General features: G+C 68.9%; 16 protein-coding genes and 1 pseudogene. 8 read left to right on the plus strand and 9 right to left on the minus strand.

Going from position 1 to position 18111, the window contains the following annotated elements; genetic code table 11:
• The first annotated feature begins 60 nt into the window (after positions 1-60).
• Complete coding sequence (locus J2Z30_RS31065; RefSeq protein ID WP_044575111.1) at positions 61-540, plus strand: nuclear transport factor 2 family protein; 480 nt, start codon at positions 61-63, stop codon at positions 538-540.
• Positions 541-1073: 533 nt separating this feature from the next.
• Here the strand turns inward: J2Z30_RS31065 and J2Z30_RS51440 are convergent.
• The 3 genes and pseudogenes from J2Z30_RS51440 to ctaD form a co-directional block, all read right to left on the minus strand.
• Complete coding sequence (locus J2Z30_RS51440) at positions 1074-3500, minus strand: tetratricopeptide repeat protein (RefSeq protein WP_052701584.1); 2427 nt, start codon at positions 3498-3500, stop codon at positions 1074-1076.
• A gap of 227 nt (positions 3501-3727) precedes the next feature.
• Positions 3728-3952 (minus strand): annotated as a pseudogene (locus tag J2Z30_RS51815) (hypothetical protein); the annotation flags it as partial.
• 369 nt (positions 3953-4321) lie between these two features.
• Positions 4322-6004 carry an aa3-type cytochrome oxidase subunit I gene (gene ctaD, locus J2Z30_RS31080; RefSeq protein WP_044575110.1) on the minus strand — a complete coding sequence of 561 codons (1683 nt, stop codon included), beginning with the start codon at positions 6002-6004 and terminating at the stop codon, positions 4322-4324.
• A gap of 714 nt (positions 6005-6718) precedes the next feature.
• Between ctaD and J2Z30_RS31085 the strand changes: the two genes are divergently transcribed.
• The gene (locus J2Z30_RS31085; RefSeq protein ID WP_044575108.1) at positions 6719-7777 is read left to right on the plus strand and encodes a sporulation protein; all 1059 of its coding nucleotides are present in this window, start codon (positions 6719-6721) and stop codon (positions 7775-7777) included.
• Between the two features lie 86 nt (positions 7778-7863).
• Here the strand turns inward: J2Z30_RS31085 and J2Z30_RS31090 are convergent, their stop codons facing one another.
• Positions 7864-9135 (minus strand): cation:proton antiporter, encoded by a 1272-nt coding sequence (locus J2Z30_RS31090; RefSeq protein WP_044575107.1) that lies wholly within the window; start codon positions 9133-9135, stop codon positions 7864-7866.
• A gap of 4 nt (positions 9136-9139) precedes the next feature.
• Positions 9140-9610, minus strand: coding sequence for a cation:proton antiporter regulatory subunit (locus tag J2Z30_RS31095; protein ID WP_044575105.1), 471 nt, complete (start codon positions 9608-9610; stop codon positions 9140-9142).
• A gap of 179 nt (positions 9611-9789) precedes the next feature.
• Between J2Z30_RS31095 and J2Z30_RS31100 the strand changes: the two genes are divergently transcribed.
• Both J2Z30_RS31100 and J2Z30_RS31105 read left to right on the plus strand, forming a co-directional pair.
• A complete protein-coding gene (locus tag J2Z30_RS31100; RefSeq protein ID WP_044575103.1) occupies positions 9790-10212 on the plus strand; it encodes a hypothetical protein in 423 nt (140 codons plus the stop codon).
• A gap of 217 nt (positions 10213-10429) precedes the next feature.
• Positions 10430-10840 carry a VOC family protein gene (locus J2Z30_RS31105; RefSeq protein ID WP_044575100.1) on the plus strand — a complete coding sequence of 137 codons (411 nt, stop codon included), beginning with the start codon at positions 10430-10432 and terminating at the stop codon, positions 10838-10840.
• Positions 10841-11149: 309 nt separating this feature from the next.
• Here J2Z30_RS31105 and J2Z30_RS31110 read toward each other — a convergent pair whose 3' ends face one another.
• Together J2Z30_RS31110 and J2Z30_RS31115 are read right to left on the minus strand one after the other, a co-directional pair.
• On the minus strand, positions 11150-12139 hold the full coding sequence (locus J2Z30_RS31110) for a zinc-binding alcohol dehydrogenase family protein (RefSeq protein ID WP_044581921.1): 990 nt from the start codon (positions 12137-12139) through the stop codon (positions 11150-11152).
• Between the two features lie 176 nt (positions 12140-12315).
• Positions 12316-12534 (minus strand): MbtH family protein, encoded by a 219-nt coding sequence (locus J2Z30_RS31115; RefSeq protein ID WP_044575097.1) that lies wholly within the window; start codon positions 12532-12534, stop codon positions 12316-12318.
• 170 nt (positions 12535-12704) lie between these two features.
• On the opposite strand from J2Z30_RS31115, the gene J2Z30_RS31120 reads away from it, so the two are divergent.
• The 4 genes from J2Z30_RS31120 to crcB (J2Z30_RS31135) all read left to right on the plus strand — a co-directional run bounded on the left by J2Z30_RS31120 (position 12705) and on the right by crcB (J2Z30_RS31135) (position 15187).
• The gene (locus J2Z30_RS31120) at positions 12705-13793 is read left to right on the plus strand and encodes a polyprenyl synthetase family protein (protein ID WP_044575094.1); all 1089 of its coding nucleotides are present in this window, start codon (positions 12705-12707) and stop codon (positions 13791-13793) included.
• Between the two features lie 184 nt (positions 13794-13977).
• Positions 13978-14484 (plus strand): fluoride efflux transporter CrcB, encoded by a 507-nt coding sequence (gene crcB / locus J2Z30_RS31125; RefSeq protein ID WP_044575092.1) that lies wholly within the window; start codon positions 13978-13980, stop codon positions 14482-14484.
• A complete protein-coding gene (locus tag J2Z30_RS31130) occupies positions 14481-14816 on the plus strand; it encodes a DUF190 domain-containing protein (protein ID WP_044575089.1) in 336 nt (111 codons plus the stop codon). The genes crcB (J2Z30_RS31125) and J2Z30_RS31130 overlap by 4 nt, the downstream gene beginning before the upstream one ends.
• Positions 14813-15187 (plus strand): fluoride efflux transporter CrcB, encoded by a 375-nt coding sequence (gene crcB / locus J2Z30_RS31135; RefSeq protein WP_044575087.1) that lies wholly within the window; start codon positions 14813-14815, stop codon positions 15185-15187. The genes J2Z30_RS31130 and crcB (J2Z30_RS31135) overlap by 4 nt, the downstream gene beginning before the upstream one ends.
• Before the next feature lie 382 nt (positions 15188-15569).
• Here the strand turns inward: crcB (J2Z30_RS31135) and J2Z30_RS31140 are convergent, their stop codons facing one another.
• Positions 15570-16505, minus strand: coding sequence for a LysR family transcriptional regulator (locus J2Z30_RS31140; RefSeq protein WP_044575084.1), 936 nt, complete (start codon positions 16503-16505; stop codon positions 15570-15572).
• A 189-nt stretch (positions 16506-16694) separates the two neighbouring features.
• Positions 16695-17633, minus strand: a complete 939-nt coding sequence (locus tag J2Z30_RS31145; protein ID WP_486389182.1) for a sulfotransferase family protein — start codon at positions 17631-17633, stop codon at positions 16695-16697.
• Positions 17634-18111: the final 478 nt, after the last annotated feature.

Below are 18111 nucleotides of genomic sequence, written 5' to 3' on the forward strand. Positions count from 1 at the left end.
CGGAGCCTGGACTCCGCTACCCTTACCGAAGTCCAGGCTTCGGTTATTTCTGGGGGGAACATGCCAAGCCCATCCGCACCGTCCGATGTCGTCCGCGCCGTCGCGGCCGGGGTCAGCCTCCTGATCACCGACAGCCTCACGGAGCAGGAGAGGCAGGCGCACCTCGACCACCTCGCCGGCCTGTACGCCGAGCACACCGACGTCCGGCACCCGCTCGCGCCCACCGGCGACATACCGCTGCGCACCCGTACCGAAATACGGCGCCACTTCGCAGGCATACCAGTCCAGACACACGAAGTCGACGGGTTCGAGCCCGTGGGCCAGGTCCACGCAACCGCCGATCCCGAGGTGGTCGTCTTCGAGTTCAGCTATGCCGGTGCGGTGAACGGCAACCCCTTCGCGCTGCCGTGCATCTTCGTGACGCGCGTACGCGACGGCGTCATCGTCGAATCGCGCGACTACGCGGATCATGTAGGCATGGCCCGCGCTTTCGGGCGGCTCGGCGAATTGGCAACCGCATTGGCAGCCGATTCCCGATGAGATCCGCCATCGGCACAGCGCGCTCGGCACCGGCTTGGGGTCCACTCAATCCCACCCTGGGTGCCGAAATCGCGTCATTCTTGGGCATGGTCGCGCCACCATCCCCACGGGAACAGACCAAGCGCTTATACCGGTTTCGGTCCGTCGCGACCACGGAAAGCGCAACTCGGCACATCGCTCAGGCTCGCACACCTTCTAAGCGCTTGGCCGCAGGTTCGAGTCCTGCCGGGGGCGCACTGGACCCTCTTCTCTACGCACGTAGCGAAGAGGGTCTTCTTGCTGTTCAGAGCTGTCCCACCGGCCACGACACAGCCCCGGCACTCCCCCGACGATCAAGAGAGGGCGCCGGGCCGTCCGGCTTGCCCGAGCGCTACCACCTCGACCGGACTGCTGAACCACCGAAAACCCGGGTCGGCCGGCCGGAAGCTCTCTGTCGCTCGACCGGAACGAGCAGTCATCGCCCTCGTCTGGCCAGGTGGCGCTTCGGGGCGGCTGCCGGTGGCTCCTGGCGCCGCGGCAGCGGGGCATCACCGTCACGACTCCGCGCAACCGGAGCCTTGCCTCGCTTCTTCGATCCGCTGCTGGAAGAGGATCAGTTGGTCCGCGATGGTGGGCATGGCATCCGCCAGGTCCCTCAGATCCATCACTGCATCGCTCAACAAGCCGGCGCCCGAACACGGCTGTAGGAAGTCGTTCAAAAGCTGATGGGCGGACTCCCACCGCGACATCGCACACGAGACGATGAATGCGTTTCCCTTCGCCTGGCGCGCGTCCCAACCGCTGCCCGCAGACTCACGCGTGAAGACCTCAAGAGCCTGGCCCAGACACTCCTCCCGGTCAGCAGAGCCCAGGGCACCCAGAACCAAAGCTTTCTGGTACTGCTCCCACGCATTGTCGGGGTCGAGCTGGATAGCCCGGTCGAGATCGGTGAGGGCGTCGTCGTACTGGCGCATGAGGCGGTAAGTCTCGCCGCGGTCGGCGATGGCGAGGGCGTAGTCGGCGTCGAGCTCTATGGCGCGGTTGAAGTCTGTGAGGGCATCCTCGTACCGACCCATCAAGCGATACGTCTCACCGCGCTCGGCCATGGCCCAGAGCATGTCAGGCTCGAGTTCGATGGCACGGTCGAAGTCAGTGAGGGCATCCTCGTACCGACCCATCAAGCGATACGTCTCACCGCGCTCGGCCATGGCCCAGAGCATGTCAGGCTCGAGTTCGATGGCACGGTTGAAATCGGTGAGGGCATCCTCGTACCGACCCATCAAGCGATACGTCTCACCGCGCTCGGCCATGGCCCAGAGCATGTCAGGCTTGAGTTCGATGGCACGGTCGAGATCGGTGAGGGCATCCTCGTACCGACCCATCAAGCGATACGTCTCACCGCGGCTGCCGACAGCCCAGAGCATGCCAGGGTCGAGTTCGATGGCACGGTCGAAGTCAGTGAGGGCATCCTCGTACCGACCCATCAAGCGATACGTCTGACCCCGGCTGCCGATGGCGACGAGGTTGTTGGACTCGAGTTCCATGGCGCGGTCGAGATCGGTGAGGGCGTCCCCGTACCGGCCCATGACGCGATACGTCTGACCGCGCCTGACGAGGGCGACGGCGTAGTCGGGGTCGAGTTCGATGGCGCGATTGAAATCGGTGAGGGCATCGTCATACCGACCCATCAGGCGATAGGTGGCGCCGCGGCCGAAGCGGACCCGCTTGCGAATCGGATCCAAGGCGAGGGCCGCGTTGTAGTCGTTGAGGGCTTGTTCGTAGCGTCCGGCGTTGCGGTGGTCACGGCCACGCAGGGTGTGCGCCAGGGCGCGGCCGTCGGTGTCGAGGATGTCCTGGCGAATCAAGAGGGTCAGGGCGGCAACCCCAGGAGCGGAGGTGTCCTCCAGAGCGGTGAGAATCTGTTGGCCCCGATTGGTGAGGGTGCTGGTGCCATTGTCGTGGCCCGCCTGGGTGAGCATGTGAGCCCAGCGACGGAGGGTGGCCGTGCCGTGGTCGTAGGCGTCCAGGAGATCCCGGAGTGCCTCGGGCAGGGCTCCCTCTGGATTGGCGCACAGGAGGTGGTACCTCTCCTGTAACCGATGCTCGCGCCATTGGTCATCGAGCCACCAGCGTTCGGAGGCACGTTCGGGATCGGTCTCCCGAAGCTGGTGTTGCCAAGTACGGAAAGTGCGGGCGAGCTGGGTGTGCTGCTGCTGCCAGCTGACGGGGGACTGGGTGCGCAGGAGACGCAGCATGGTCGCGCGGACGACTTGATGGTAGTGGCAGCGGCCGCCGCGGTCGGTGACGAAGGACAAGCCTCGCAGCCACCCGAAGAGGTCACTCGCTTGCGGATCGACGGCGGCACGGTAGATGTCCTCGTTCAGCTCCTGAGGCAGCGCGCAGGCTCGCGCGGCAGTTCGTCGGGCGGGGTCGGTCTCCCATTTCAGGAATCGCTCCACGGCAGTGCCGCTGGCATCGCCGATCTCATCCACGCTGGTTGGCCGGGACTCGGACAGAAGAGACAGCAGCACCGGAAGCCGTCCGGACAACTGAAGGATGACGTCGACCACCCGCTCGTCTGTGACGTGCCTGCTGGCCAGGAATTGTCGCGCTTCGGTCTCGGTGAAGACGTCCAGTGGAATGGTTGCCACCAGATCCATGTGCTCGCCCCAGCACCGTGGATCCAGCTGTCCCTGCCCGGCCATGACCACGATGATGTTCGTCGGTAGTTCCCCGTATCGGTCAGTGAGTGTGAGATCGCGCAGCCACACATCGAGCACCGGGCCGGTGCGCTCATAGGTGTCGAAGATCAGCACCACCCACTCCTGCCGACCCGCAGCCTCGGCCAGTTCTTCCACAAAGGCGGGTGCGAGAACCTGCACGGGGGACATCACCAACTGCACATCGTCATGGCTACGGAGCCTGGTGCTGAGCGCTGCCCGCCAACGGTCCATCGACGCCGCCACCTGGTTGGGGTCCACCGCTCCCGCGACCGCCCCAAGCCTGGTACCAAGCCCGCCCCCGCCAGACCAAGTTGAGAAACGATCATGCTCGACGCTGACGGAGCAACCGGCGCGGACACCTCCGAGCTGCCGTTGCCGTTCCCACCGCTGGGCTCGGAGACATCGGGAATGGCGGATTCAGCCTCGTGCCGCCGCTGTCGGTACAGCGCGAGCTGCTTGTCGAACCCTTTCAGCACCGCCCCTTGCTACGCGAGCTGCGAACTGATCGACTCCATCGCGTCGGCAGCACTGACGCACGTCTCATCCACCCACGCAGTGACCGCACCCACCTTCCGCGCAACCGCCTCCCACTGGCGCACCAACGTCGACTTGCCGACCCCAGAAGGCCCACAGACATGGAACAAGAACTCAGAGCCGCTTCCCATCTCGGCCCCCAGATTGCTCCGGAACGCCGCTATCTCCCCGTGACGCCCGACAAACTCCTCACGACGCTATTCCCGGATCAACTCCAGTCGCGAGGTACGACCCCGGCCAGCCACTGCACGCCCCCTGCTTTCAACGTGACGCCCGACACCTACATCCTGCCGAACGTGTACCCCTGCTGAAACTGCACTGGTGACAGAGAATGCCCGACCCGACCCAGCCGTCCCGGCTCGGGCTCGCTGGCGACGAGCTGAGGGTGGCCGTTCGGAGCGCGACGCCCGTCCTGTCAGCCCCGGACGATCGTCCATGGGTACGTCAGGTCGTCGTCCTCGCGTTCGCGTTCGAGGATGTGGCGGTGGTGGACGTAGGTCGCCGGGAACTCGGTGCCGCTGCCCGGGGATCGAGGCGATCACGCCCTAGGCCCCGGAGAGGGGCGGCCGGTCGGTGGTGGGGACCTCGTGGGAGACGACCTCGGGGTGGTGGAGGTCGAAGGCGGGGGATTCGGAGCGGATCTTCGGCAGGGTGAGGAAGTTGTGCCGGGGCGGGGGGCAGGAGGTGGCCCATTCCAGGGAGCGGCCCCATCCCCAGGGGTCGTCGAGCTCGACCCGCTTCCCGTACTTCCCGGTTTTCCACACGTTGTAGATGAACGGCAGCGTGGACAGGCCCAGAAGGAACGAACCGATCGTGGAGACCGTGTTCAGCGTGGTGAAGCCGTCGGCGGCCAGATAGTCGACATAGCGACGCGGCATGCCGATGACGCCGAGCCAGTGGTGGACCAGGAAGGTGGTGTGGAAGCCGACGAACAGGGTCCAGAAGTGGATCTTGCCGAGGCGTTCGTCGAGCATCCTGCCGGTGAACTTGGGCCACCAGAAATAGAATCCGGCGAACATCGCGAAGACCACCGTGCCGAAGACCACGTAGTGGAAGTGGGCGACGACGAAATAGCTGTCGTGGACCTCGAAATCCAGCGGAGGCGAGGCCAGGATCACCCCGGTCAGCCCGCCGAAGAGAAAGGTGACCAGGAAGCCGATGGACCACAGCATCGGCGTCTCGAAGGAGAGGGAGCCACGCCACATGGTGCCGACCCAGTTGAAGAACTTCACCCCGGTCGGCACCGCGATGAGGAACGTCATAAAGGAGAAGAACGGCAGGAGTACCGCTCCGGTGGCGAACATGTGGTGGGCCCACACCGTCGCGGAGAGGCCGGTGATGCCGATGGTGGCGCCCACCAGACCCATATAGCCGAAGACCACCTTGCGGGAGAACACCGGAATGATCTCGGTGATGATGCCGAAGAATGGCAGGGCGATGATGTAGACCTCGGGGTGGCCGAAGAACCAGAAGAGGTGCTGCCACAGCACCGGCCCACCGTTGGCCCCCTCGAAGACGACCGCGCCGAATTTCCGGTCCGCCTCCAGTACCAGTAGGGCTGCCGCCAGGATGGGAAAGGCGAGCAGCACCAGGATCGAGGTGAAGAGGATGTTCCAGGTGAAGATGGGCAGCCGGAACATCGTCATTCCCGGGGCACGCATGCACACGACGGTCGTGATGAAGTTGACGGCGCCCAGGATCGTCCCGAAGCCGGAGAGGGCGAGACCCATCACCCACATGTCGCCGCCCACGCCCGGTGTCCGCGCCTTGCTGCTGAGCGGCGTGTAGGCCGTCCAGCCGAAGTCCGCCGCGCCGCCGGGGGTGAGCAGACTGCCGATCACGATCAGCCCGCCGAAGAGAAAGAGCCAGTACGAGAACATGTTCAGCCGGGGGAAGGCGACATCCGGGGCGCCGATCTGGAGCGGCATGATCTCGTTGGCGAATCCGGCGAAGACCGGCGTGGCGAAGAACAGCAGCATCAGGGTGCCGTGCAGGGTAAAAGCCTGGTTGTACTGCTCCGGGCTGATCAGTTGCAGTCCGGGCCGGGCGAGTTCGGCCCGCATGATCATGGCCAGAAGGCCGCCGATCAGAAAGAAACCGAACGCGGTCACCAAGTACAGGTGTCCGATTTTCTTGTGATCCGTGGTGGTGAGCCAGTCGACCACGATGGTGCCGAGTTTGGTGGGTTCGGCGGGAGCTTCAAATTCGGGCTTGGTTGTCGTCGCCATGTCCGTGTCCGCTCCTCGGCCGTCTGCATGGGTGGGCGGCCGGCGGCACCGGCCGACGAATTCGCTGTATCGATTCGCCCACCATTACCCGAAGCGGAATGGCGATTCGGACCCGACTCGCCGTAGAGCCGGGTCATTCACCGGCGTCCTCGGCGCGGCTCGCGGGCCGGTCTGCGCCGCCATCGCCGGATTCCCGCGCTCACGACGATTGCCACGGCGCTCAGCAGCGCCGATCTCACCCGCCGCACACGTGACATCGTTTCTCCCGTCTTCAGAAGGAGGATGAGCAGCCAGGACCACGAGATCATCGCCCTGCGCTCACCCCGAATTCGAGCGCGTGCCGGTACGGGGGCGTTCCGCTCACGGCGGACGCGCCCACCTCTCTTCGCGGGCGTCCTCCGCCCCTCTTCGCGGGCGTCCTCCGCTCGGGCCCTGGGCACGCGACGAACAGGTTGATGGATGCGAGTTACCCATGGCCGGAGGCCCATTCAGATAGCTCTCCGTGAGCAGATGAACACCCGAGCCGGGCCGACGGACCCGTCGGCGGCCGGGACCGCACCACCTCTGGCCGGTTTTGCCGCCCCAGAACGCGCACATGGGAATCCCTTTACCTTCTCGTTCGTTCCACGCGTGCCCCCATGGAACACAGGAACGAACACCCCCCCACACGGAACAGAGAACGATCACAGTGACAGTGAAGGAGTGAACGCCGCGATGGTGTTCAAACGAGTGCTCGGCTCGCTCGGGGTCGGCGGGCCCGTCGTGGCCATGACCCTGGACCGGGAGCCGGTGCGCCCCGGCGGGGTGGTGCGGGGGCAGGTGCGGCTCCGGGGCGGAGGCAGCGCCTGCGACCTCGAGCACCTCGCGCTGGAGCTGGTCGCCGGGGTCGAGGCCGGGTACGGCGGCGAGGAGCACGAGGGCGATGTGGTCTTCGACCGCCTCCGGCTCGGCGGCGGGTTCCGGCTCGACGCGAGAGAGCACAGAGACATTCCGTTCACCATTCACATACCGTGGGAAACGCCGCTCACCGAGGTGTCCGGGCAGCCGCTGGGTGTCGTCCTGGGCGTCCGGGTCGAGCTCGCGGCGGCGGGCGCGATGGACCACGGCGATCCGGAGCCACTGATCGTACGGCCGCTGCCGGTCCAGGAGGCCGTGCTGGGGGCGCTGGGGCGGCTCGGCTTCAGCCTCGTAGCCGCCGATCTGCGGCTCGCCCATATCGCGGGCACCGGGCAGCGGCTCCCCTTCCACCAGGAGATCGAGCTCACCCCCGCCCCTCAGTACCTCCACAACGTGAACGAGATCGCGCTGACCCTTCTCACCGGGCCCGATGGCATGGAAGTCGTCCTGGAGGCCGACAAGCGCGGCGGGGGCTCTGGCGCCCTGGGCCGCCACACCGTGCGCCATGAGGGCCTTGAGCAGCGCGACTGGGCCGGTGAGGTCGACTCCTGGATCCGGGCGCTCATCGAATCCCGCGCGACGCATACCGCCCGCGATGGCCGCGCCGGTGCGGCCATCGCGGGTATCGCGGGGATAGCGGGGATAGCGGGGATAGCGGGCGTGACGGCCGGTACGGCGGCGGGCGGGGCCGTGGGCAGCGGCATGGTCGCGGCCGGGCTCGGCGACGCGTTAGGGAACTTAGCGGGGTTAGCTGATTTAGAGGGCTTAGATGACTTGAGGGATTTAGAGGGCTTAGAGGGCCCAGGGGGCTTAGAGAGGCCAGGGGGCAGAAGAGACTCAGGGGGCTCGGGGTCCGCGGAGGAGGGCCGGAGCTGAGCCGCAGAGGGCCGGGGCTGAGCCGCGGAGCGACGCGGAGGGCCGCGGATCTTCCCGCGGCCCTCCCTGTACGCACCGACGAACGGCTATGAGCGGCGCCCCACCGCGTCCGGGTCGTCCACCGCCTCTCGCGGCTCCTCCGCCACACCATCGCCCCCGCCCTCGACCGCCGCAGCGGCAGCGGGCTCGCGGCGCCCCGCCAGCCGGGCCGTGACCCGCCGGGCGACGGGCTCGGTCCAGCGGGCGGTGAGCGGGCCCAGGACCACCAGGATCAGGACGTACGCCGTGGCCAGCGGGCCGAGCGACGGTTCGATACCAGCCGTGACGGCGAGCCCCGCGATGACGATCGAGAACTCGCCCCGGGCCACCAGCGTGCCGCCCGCCCGCCAGCGGCCCCGGGCCGAGATCCCGGCCCGCCGTGCCGCCCAGTAGCCGGTGGCGATCTTCGTACCTGCGGTGAGGACGGCCAGCGTCATGGCGGGCAGCAGCACCGGGGGAATGCTGGCCGGGTCCGTGTGCAAGCCGAAGAAGACGAAGAACACGGCGGCGAACAGATCTCGCAGCGGGCTGAGCAGAAGGTGCGTACCCTCGGCGACCTCCCCGGACAGGGCGATGCCCACCAGGAACGCGCCGACGGCCGCCGACACCTGGAGTTGCTGGGCGATCCCCGCCACCAGCAGCGTCAGCCCGAGCACCACCAGCAGCAGCTTCTCGGGGTCGTCGCTGGAGACGAAGCGGGAGATGTGACGTCCGTAGCGGACGGCCAGGAACAGCACCAGACCGGCCACGCCGAGGGCGATGGCCAGGGTGACGCTGCCCGCCGCCAGGCCCGCACCGGCCAGCAGGGCGGTGACGATCGGCAGATAGACGGCCATCGCCAGGTCCTCGAGGACGAGGATGCTGAGGATCACCGGGGTCTCGCGGTTGCCGAGCCGGCCCAGATCGCCGAGCACCTTGGCGATGACGCCGGAGGAGGAGATCCAGGTGACACCGGCCAGCACGACGGCGGCCACCGGCCCCCACCCCAGCAGCAGAGCCATGACGGCGCCGGGCAGGGCGTTGAGCACCGCGTCGACGAGCCCGGCCGGGTATTGGGTCTTGAGATTGCTGACCAGGTCGCTGGCGGTGTACTCCAGCCCGAGCATCAGCAGCAGCAGGATGACGCCGATCTCGGCGCCGGTCGCGACGAACTCCTCGCTGGCTCCCAGCGGCAGCAGCCCACCCTCGCCGAAGGCCAGTCCGGCCAGCAGATACAGCGGGATCGGGGAGAACTGGAGCCGCCCGGCGAGCCGCCCCAGCAGCCCGAGGACCAGGATGACCGCACCGAACTCGATCAGAAAGACGGCAGACGAATGCATGGGCTCACTCCCGCCCGAGTATCGCCGCGGCCGTCTCCACGCCCTCGCGGGTGCCGATCACGATCAGCTCGTCCCCACCGGCCAGCCGGAAGGCGGGGGTCGGGGAGGGGATCGCCTCCGCCCTGCGCAGTACGGCCACGATCGAGACACCGGTCTCCGTCCGCATCCGCGTCTCGCCCAGCACCCTCCCGTTCCAGTACGACGTGGACGACAGCTCGATCCGCTCGGCCACCAGTCCCAGCTCGGTGGTGGACAGCAGATTCGGGCTGTGATGACTTGGCATCAGAACCCCGACGAGCGCCTCCGCTTCCCCTGGGGTCAGCCTGGTGGACAGGGCACACTCATCGGGATCCTCCTTCCGGTACGCACTCAGCGTCCGTCCGCCGTCGCGATGTGCGATGACCGAAAGCCGCCTGCTCTCTCGTGTCGTCAGGTCGTAGCGAACCCCGATGCCGGGCAATGGCGTACTGCTCATGCGCGGAGCGCCCACAATCATCCCTCTCATCGCTCGATTCTTGTGCCACCCTAACGAATGGCAAAGAATTGGTAATGACGGCAGGTGTGCGAGGGTGCGATGGGACGATGCCGACCGCGTATGGGTGGGGCCGCCATCGACCTACGAAGAGGATGGTGCCCAGAGGAGGGGTGGTGCCCATGATCGAGTGGAGGCGGCTCAGCACCGGGATCAGGCCAGTCCCCGATCCGGTCGCCACTCCCGTCATCTGGGGCGGGGCCTCCCTGGGCGCGCTGGTACTGGTGGCGACCCTGAACTTCCTCGGTGGCCACGGCCGCCCGATGTTCGCCCTGGTCGCGCTCTCGCTGCTGGCCGCTGTGCTGGGGCTGTGCGCACGATTCGTCGCGGCGCCCGGTACGGCGGGGCTGTGCTGGCTGTTCCTCAACGGCTTCGCCATTCCGCCCGCGGGGCAGCTCTCCTGGGCGGGCGGCCGCGACGCCCGCTGGCTCGCCTGTCTCCTGGCGGCGGCCGTCGCGGGCACCGCGCTCGCCCGCGTCGTCAACGCTCGGGCGGGATACCGCCGCATCAGCCCGCTCGGCCGCCGTCCGGGATCGCGGGAGTGAGGTGACCGGTCCGCGGTCGTAGGTCCCACGGCCGTGGGGAGGCCCGGCGCGCGGCCGATGCCCCGGCGGCGGCCCCGTCCCTAGGCTCGGGGCGCGGCCCGGCGATCACGGTGCCGTCGATGCGTGCCCCACGACGAAGTCGATGCGTTCCCCACGACGAAGTCGATGCGTTCCCCACGACGAAGTCGATGCGTTCCCTACGGCAAAGGAGATACCCATGCCCGCCGACGGTCAGAGCCACATCCGCATCGCCCGCCCCTCGCGCGACCTCGCGGCGGCGGAGCGCTTCTGGTGTGCGGGGCTGGGCTTGAGCGTGGTGTACCGGGCCGAGGGCGGTGACCGGGCCGGGGAGCACGATCTGCTGATGGTGGGCCGGCCGGACGCCTCCTGGCATCTGGAGCTCGTCCACGAGGCGGCCCACCCCGTTGAGCCCCGGCCGACCGAGGAGGATCTGCTGGTGATCTACCTCGACGAACCTGTTCCCGAGGAGCTGGTGGACCGCCTGACCCAGCACGGCGGCACCCGTGTCACCGCCCCCAATCCGTACTGGAACGAATGGGGTGTCACCGTCGAGGACCCGGACGGCTACCGCCTGGTGCTGTGCCGTCGCGGCTGGTCGAATTCCTGAGGCACCGAGGCTTCCCAGGCCCCAGGCCCAAGCCCCAGGGCCATCGCGCTGCGGGGCGTCCGGCGGACCACGCGGCGGAGCCGCGTACCAGTGCTTTCCCCTCCCCGCCCCTTCCCGATACCAGGGGCTCCGCCCCTGGACCCCGGAGTTAAGGGGCGAAGCCCCACCACGCGGCGGAGCCGCGTACCGATGCTCCGGGAAGGGGCGGAGTCCCGATCCGGGGTCTGGGGCGGGACCCCCACGCGGCGGAGCCGCATGTCGTCAGGTGCCGGGAAGGGGCGGGGAGGGGGCAGTCTGCCGCGGACACCGCTAGTGCGGCATCGTCAGGACCGCCACACCGTTGACGCGGTCGGCGGCGAGGTCGTCGAGGGCGGCGTCGGCCCGGTCGAAGGGGTACGGCGTGACCGTGGCGCTGATCCGGTGCTCGGCGGCCGCGGCGAGGAATTCACGCCCGTCCTCGCGGGTGTTGGCGGTGACGCTGCGGACGGTGCGTTCGCGGAAGAGGTGCCGCTCGTAGTCGAGTGACGGGATGTCGGTGAGGTAGATCCCGGCGATGCTGAGTGTGCCGCCCGCGTCCAGGGATTCCAGGGCGACCGGGACCAGTTCGCCCACCGGGGCGAAGAGGATGGCGGCGTCGAGCGGCTCGGGCGGGCGGTCGTAGGCATCGTTCGCGGAGGCGGCGCCGAGGTCCAGGGCGAGCGCGCGGGCGGCGGGTGAGCGGGTCAGGACGTGGACGACGGCGCCCTGCGCGATGGCGACCTGGGCGGTGAGGTGTGCCGAGCCGCCGAAGCCGTAGATGCCGAGCCGGCCGCCCGGCGGGAGGTCGGCCCGGCGCAGCGCGCGGTAGCCGATGATCCCGGCGCACAGCAGCGGGGCGAGCTCCTCGTCGCTGTATCCGGAGGGCAGCTCATAGGTGTAGGCCGCCGGTACGGTGACGTACTCGGCGTAGCCGCCGTCCGCGTCCCAGCCGGTGTACTCGGAGGACGGGCACAGGTTCTCCTGGCCCCGGAGGCAGTAGCGGCAGCGGCCGCAGGTGCGCCGCAGCCAGGGGACCCCTAGGCGGATTCCGGGGCCGGGGCCGTGCGCCCGTGAGCCCGCCGCGACGACCTCGCCGACCGCCTCGTGACCGGGGACGACGGGGCTGCGGTGCGGGGGCAGATCGCCATCGCGGACATGCAGATCGGTGCGGCAGACGCCACAGGCCCGGACCCGGACCAGCAGCTCGTCCTCCGCCGGGCGCGGAACCGGCAGCTCCACCTGCTCGATCCGGCCCGGGGCGGGGACCACCCATGCCCGCATGGTCGCCGGAAGGTCGACGTTCGCGTCCGTCACCTCGCCAACGTAACGCCGTGGGCACCGTGGCGACCGTAAGGCACGCGTTGCGGCCATGCGGCGCCAAAAAGGGAAGAGATACGGCCGGAAACTGCCAACCGCGTGCCGATGCGATCAGGCCGAGGTGCCGTCCACGGCGTTGATCAGGCCGAGGTGCCGTCCATGGCGTTGATCAGGCTCGTGGGGCGCATATCGGTCCAGTGCTCATTGATGTAGTCCAGGCACGCCTGGCGGCCGTCCTCACTGTGGGCGACCGTCCAGCCCGCGGGGACCTCGGCGAAGGCCGGCCACAGTGAGTGCTGCCCTTCCTCGTTGACGAGCACGAGATAGCGGCCGTCGGGGTTCTCGAAGGGGTTGCTCATCGCTGGTCTCCTCGCTCACGGTCGGCGTCGACGAGCTTGACGGTACCGGCAGGGCGCGGGCACCCGCGGAGGGGTTCCCGGGGGCCTGGGGAAAAGCCTGGGATACGGAAAATGGCACCTTCCTGACGGAATTCGGGGTTCCGGGGTGACCCTCGCCTACGGTCCGCGGCATGGTCGCGTCCGCCAGAACCGAGCCCAGGGGCTCCATGGCAATGGAGCTCACCGTCGGCGACCCCGCGCTCACGGCCCGGCTGGAACGTGGAATGGACGCCTCGGAGGAGCGGCTGCGCGCTCTCGCCGCCGAGGCCCAGGACCCATGTGTCGCCGAAGTCGCCGGACATCTCTTCGGCCCCGGCGGCAAGCGGCTGCGCCCGCTCCTGGCGCTGGTGGGCGCGGAGTTCGGCGAGCGCGCCCCGTCCAGCGCCGGCCCACCCGCCGTCGACCCGTCCCCCGCCGTGGGGGCCGCCGGCCCATCCCCCGCCGTGGAGGCCGCCGCCCTGGCCGAGTTGGTGCACGTCGCCTCGCTGTACCACGACGACGTCATGGACCAGGCCCGCACCCGGCGCGGAGTCCCCAGCGTCAACGCCCGCTGGGGCAACACCACCGCCGTCCTCGCGGGCAATTGGCTGCTGTCGAAGGCGGCCCAGCTCGCCGCGGAACTCGGCCCGGAGACCATACGGTTGCAGTCCAAGGTCACCAATCGGCTGATCATGGGGCAGATACGGGAACTCGTCGGCCCCTCGGACGACGACGATCCGCTCTCCCACTACTTCACCGTGGTGGCCGGGAAGTCGGCCGCGCTGATCGCCATGGCGCTGCAGCTGGGGGCGGTACGGACGAGTGCCCCGGAGCATGTCGTCCAGTCGCTCGCCGAATACGGGGAACATCTGGGCATCGCGTTCCAGATATCCGACGACATCCTCGACATCACCTCCACCTCCGAGGTCTCCGGCAAGGAACAGGGCAAGGATCTCGCGATCGGGGTCGCCAGCCTCCCGGTGCTGCTGGCGCTGGCCGACGAGCGGCCGGAGGCAGGTGAGTTGCGCACCCTGCTGACCGCTGCCACCGCGGGCCCGGAGGGCGCCGGGCTGCCGACGGCCGTCGCGCTGCTGCACCGCTGCGGGGCGCTGGCGGAGGCGCGCACGGTGATGCACGCCCGGCTGCTGCGCGCCCGGACCGCGGCGAACGGACTGCCGGACGGTCCGGCGACCCGGGTTCTGCACGCGCTGTGCGACTTCGTGGCGCGCCGCGATCACTGACGGACTCCTCCGCCGCGATCACTGACGGGCTCCTCCGCCGGGATCGCTGACGGGCCCCTCCGTCGGGATCGCTGACGGCCCCCTCCGTAAGGCCCTCATACATCCCCCACTGGCCTCCCCGGTCCGCTTCTCCCTCGTCAGCCCCGATCGGCCGGTGTCCGCGTCACGACGTAATCTGAGCCCTATGGGCAGCTCACGGTCGGATGTGGTGCATGAGCCCATCGACCCCGATACCGGCCCGGTCCCGCCCGCCCGGCACAGCCCGTGGCGAGGGCAGGGCCCCGTAGTGGGTGTGGTGGCGGTGGGCGGCGCACTCGGGGCGACGGCCCGCTACGGCGCGTCGCTGCTGTGGGTGACCCCGCCCAGTGCCTTCCCCTGGACGATCCTGCTGGTCAACGCGGTCGGCTGCGCGATCATCGGCGTCTTCCTGGTGCTGATCACCGAGATGTGGACGGCCCACCGGCTGATGCGGCCCTTCTTCGGCACCGGTGTGCTCGGCGGCTTCACCACCTTCTCGGCGTACGCCGTGGACTTCACCCGGCTGGTCCAGGACGGGCGTATCGCGATCGCCTTCGGCTATCTGCTGGGCACACTCGTGGTGGCGATGACGGCTGTATGGGCGGCCATGGCGGCGACCCGGCGCGTCCTCGGTGTGTACGGCGGTGGCCCCGGCAGGAGGGCCGCCCGGTGACCGGCGAGCCCGCGCTGCGGCTGACCGTCTTCATCGGCGAGAACGACACCTGGCACCGCAAACCGCTGTCCGCCGAGATCGTGCACCGCGCCCATCGCGCGGGGCTCGCGGGGGCGAGCGTGTTCCGCGGTGTCGAGGGGTACGGCTCCTCGTCCCTGATCCACACCTCGCGGCTGCTGTCGCTCGGCGAGGATCTGCCCATGGCCATCGTGATCATCGATACGGAGGAGCGAGTGCGGTCCTTCCTGCCCGAGCTGGAGGAGATCGTGGCTGACGGCCTCGTGGTGGTCGACCCGGTCGAGATCGCACACCTCCGGAGGCGGGCCCGGTGAACTGGCTGCTGGTGATCGCGGGCGGGCTGGTCGGCGCCCCGCTGCGCTATCTGACCGACCGGGCGGTGCAGACACGGCACGACTCGGTGTTCCCCTGGGGCACGTTCCTGGTCAATATGGTGGGCTGTCTGGTGCTGGGCCTGCTGACCGGCGCGGCGGCGGAGGGAGCGGCGTCCCAGCGGCTGCAACTGCTGCTGGGCACGGGGCTGTGCGGGGCGCTGACGACGTATTCGACGTTCTCGTACGAGACCCTGCGGCTGGCCGAGGAGGGCGCCCGGCTCTTCGCCGTGGCGAATGTGGGCTTGAGTCTGGTGGTCGGGGTGGGCGCCGCCTTCGCGGGTACGGGGCTGGCACACGCGATCTGGGGCTGATCACCAACCCTCAGCGGCCTGACGGCGCGCCGCCGCCCCGCCAGGGGGTGTCCGGCGGATCTTGACGCCTGCGGCGGGCCAGGCGGCGGAGCCGCATATCGGTGCTTCCCCCTCCCCGCCCCTTCCACAGCATCGATATGCGGCTCCGCCGCGTGGCTGGGGCTCCGCCCCAGACCCCGCTCCTCAAACTCCCCCAGCTACCGCTGGGAGGTGCCCCCTGGAGGGGCTGGAAGGCGGGGCTTCGCCTCTGGACCCCGGGGTCCAGAGGCGAAGCCTCTGGTGCGGGGAGGGGCGGGGAGGGGCGGGTAGGGGCGGGTAGGGGAAAGAACCGCCGCAGGCGTCAAGATCCGCCGGACACCCCCTAAGGCAGGCCCCCACTCCGCTACGGCAGCAGTCGCGTCGTGGTCGGCGGCAGGCCGAACTCCCCCGCGGCCGCCGTCCGCAGATGCTCCAGCATCACCCGGCGCAGCTCCCGCGCGGCCCGGGGCGGCGCGACGTCCTTACGGTGGGCGACGGCGATGGTGCGCTGCATGTCGTGGCCCGCGAACGGGGTGATCCGCAGCCCGGACCGTGCCGCCACCATCCCGGGCAGTACGGCGATGCCGAGCCCGGCCCGTACGAAGCCCAGTACCGCGTCCATCTCCCCGCCCTCGACCGTGAAGGACGGCTCGAACCCGGCCGCGCGGCAGGCCGCCGTGGTGAATTCCCGCAGGTCGTAGCCGCGTCGGAACATCACCATCGGCCGGTCCCGCAGATCCTCGACCTGGATCCGCCGACGCCGGGTGGGCGGCGGGGACGCGGGCGAGGAGGCCACCACCAGTTCCTCCCGCAGCAGCTCGGTGGCGGCGAGGGCGGGGGCCTGGCCGAGCACCGGGGTGATGATCAGCGCGAGGTCCAGCTCGCCCGCGGAGAGCGTGCGGACCAGGTCCTGGGAACCGCCCTCGTCCACGATCAGCTCGATACCCGGGAACTCGTCGTGGAAGCGGCGCAGCACATCGGGGACGAAGCTGGCGCACAGGCTCGGCGTGGCTCCCAGCCGGACCCGGCCGCGCCGCAGCTGGGCGACCTCCTGGACCTCGCGGTGCGCGGTCTCGGCATCGGCGAGGATCTGGCGGGCCAGCGGCAGCAGGGCCTCTCCCGCGTCGGTGAGGGCGATATTGCCGCGCGCCCGGTGGAAGAGATCGGCTCCCAGCTCCCGTTCGAGGGCGCGGATCTGCTGGGACAGCGAGGGCTGGGCGACATGCAGGAGCTCCGCGGCGCGGGTGAAGTGCCGGGTCTCCGCGACGGTGGCGAAATAACGCAGCTGATGCAACTGCACACCACGATGATAGGCACCGGCTATGGACGTCTCGCCACAGCCTGCCCAGGACGTATGGGCCCCTCTCGGGAAGGCCCCTCTCGGGAAGGTTCCCTCGGGCGGAGAACTCGGCGAAGCTCCGGGGAAGCGGGGCGCCACCCGGCGACCGGCCTCCAGGAGGGCGGCCGCCGCCGGGTGACGACATGCGCCCTACTGGTGGGCGGCCAGCGCCCGCGTCCCCGGGCTACAGGATTCCAGCAGCGAGGTGAGCTCCGCCTCGGCCAGCTTGCTCGCCGCGCCCGGCCGGCCACCGTCGAGGTGGGCGATGGACGCGTCCAGCCAGTCGCGGTGCGGTTCCACCCCGATGAACTCGGCGAGCCGGATCAGCTCCTTCTCCGGCTCCTCCAGCAGGGTCTCGTACGACAGCGCGGCGCGCTGCTCCGCCGGGACCTCGTCCAGCTTCTTCAGACCGTCGACGATCGTCTCGGACCACAGGGTGCCGAAAGCGCCGATCGGGATGGGACGGTCCCACACCAGCGCCGGGTCGTAGCGGTCGCTCAGCAGCGGGGCCAGGTCGGGCGGGAGCTGGGCCGCGTGCTGCGGCGTCAGCAGCCTCGGGGTCTCGAGACCGCAGAGGGTGGCCATCTCCCACAGCATCGGGATCATCCGGAAGCTGAAGTGGCGGCTCATCGAGACGGCACAGTCGGGGCCCTGTCGGTAGAGGTGCAAAAAGTGGGCCTCGGGGAAGGCGCGGTGCATCTCGGGTACGCGGCCGATGGACAGGCCGGTGCGCTCGACGACGGCTCCGGTGTTGCCGAACCGTGCGCCGAGGGTGGCGAAGAGGGCCGTCCAGTGGTCTGCCGGACGGCGGGTGGGCCAGGTGGTGACCTCGGCCGCCAACTCGTCGAAGAGCGCGTCGGGGTCGTCGGTCAGATGGGGCAGCACCATGACGCTGATGGCCGGGATACCAGTGGTCTCCGCGTCGAACCGCCGCTTGGGCACCCTGTGGTAGAGGAACTCGGGCGGGATGGCACCATTTTTGATCATGCTATTGGTGACCACATTGGGCCGGGACAGAAATCCCCAGAAATCCGCACCGCTCAGCGGAGCCTCGTCCAGTATCTCCGAGTCGGGAATACTGGCGAACAATTCATTGATGCTGAGAACATCCGGATGAATATTGATAATCTGAGACAGAGCCGTCGAACCGCACCGTCCGGTGCCGACGACAAATGTCAACTTCTGGTTGACCACGCGCACTTCCTCCCGTTCCCGCTCGGACAACTAGTTGTTTCCCTAGTGGCCGTTCCCATAGTGGCCCATGACACACCGCGGTCGATTCGGTGGCCGCGGCGATGCTAATGGATGCCCTGGACGACGATGACTCCGACCATCGAACAGGGGAAACACACACAGCGGGATGCGAGAGGGCGAACTCAAGGTTCAGCTGTTTCCTACACTTTTGCGCAACTTTCACATCCGACAGGGGTGTTACCTTCAGAAACCCCCCAACTACCAGCGACGAAGCCCGATCTGAGAGTCGGCTTCAGGTTTCACAACTCGGCCCTGGGGGCGAAACCGTAATCGAACAGTTTCTCCCGTGACGAGACGGTCATCTTTTCGTACC

Source organism: Streptomyces iranensis, assembly GCF_017874715.1.
GTDB lineage: Bacteria > Actinomycetota > Actinomycetes > Streptomycetales > Streptomycetaceae > Streptomyces > Streptomyces iranensis.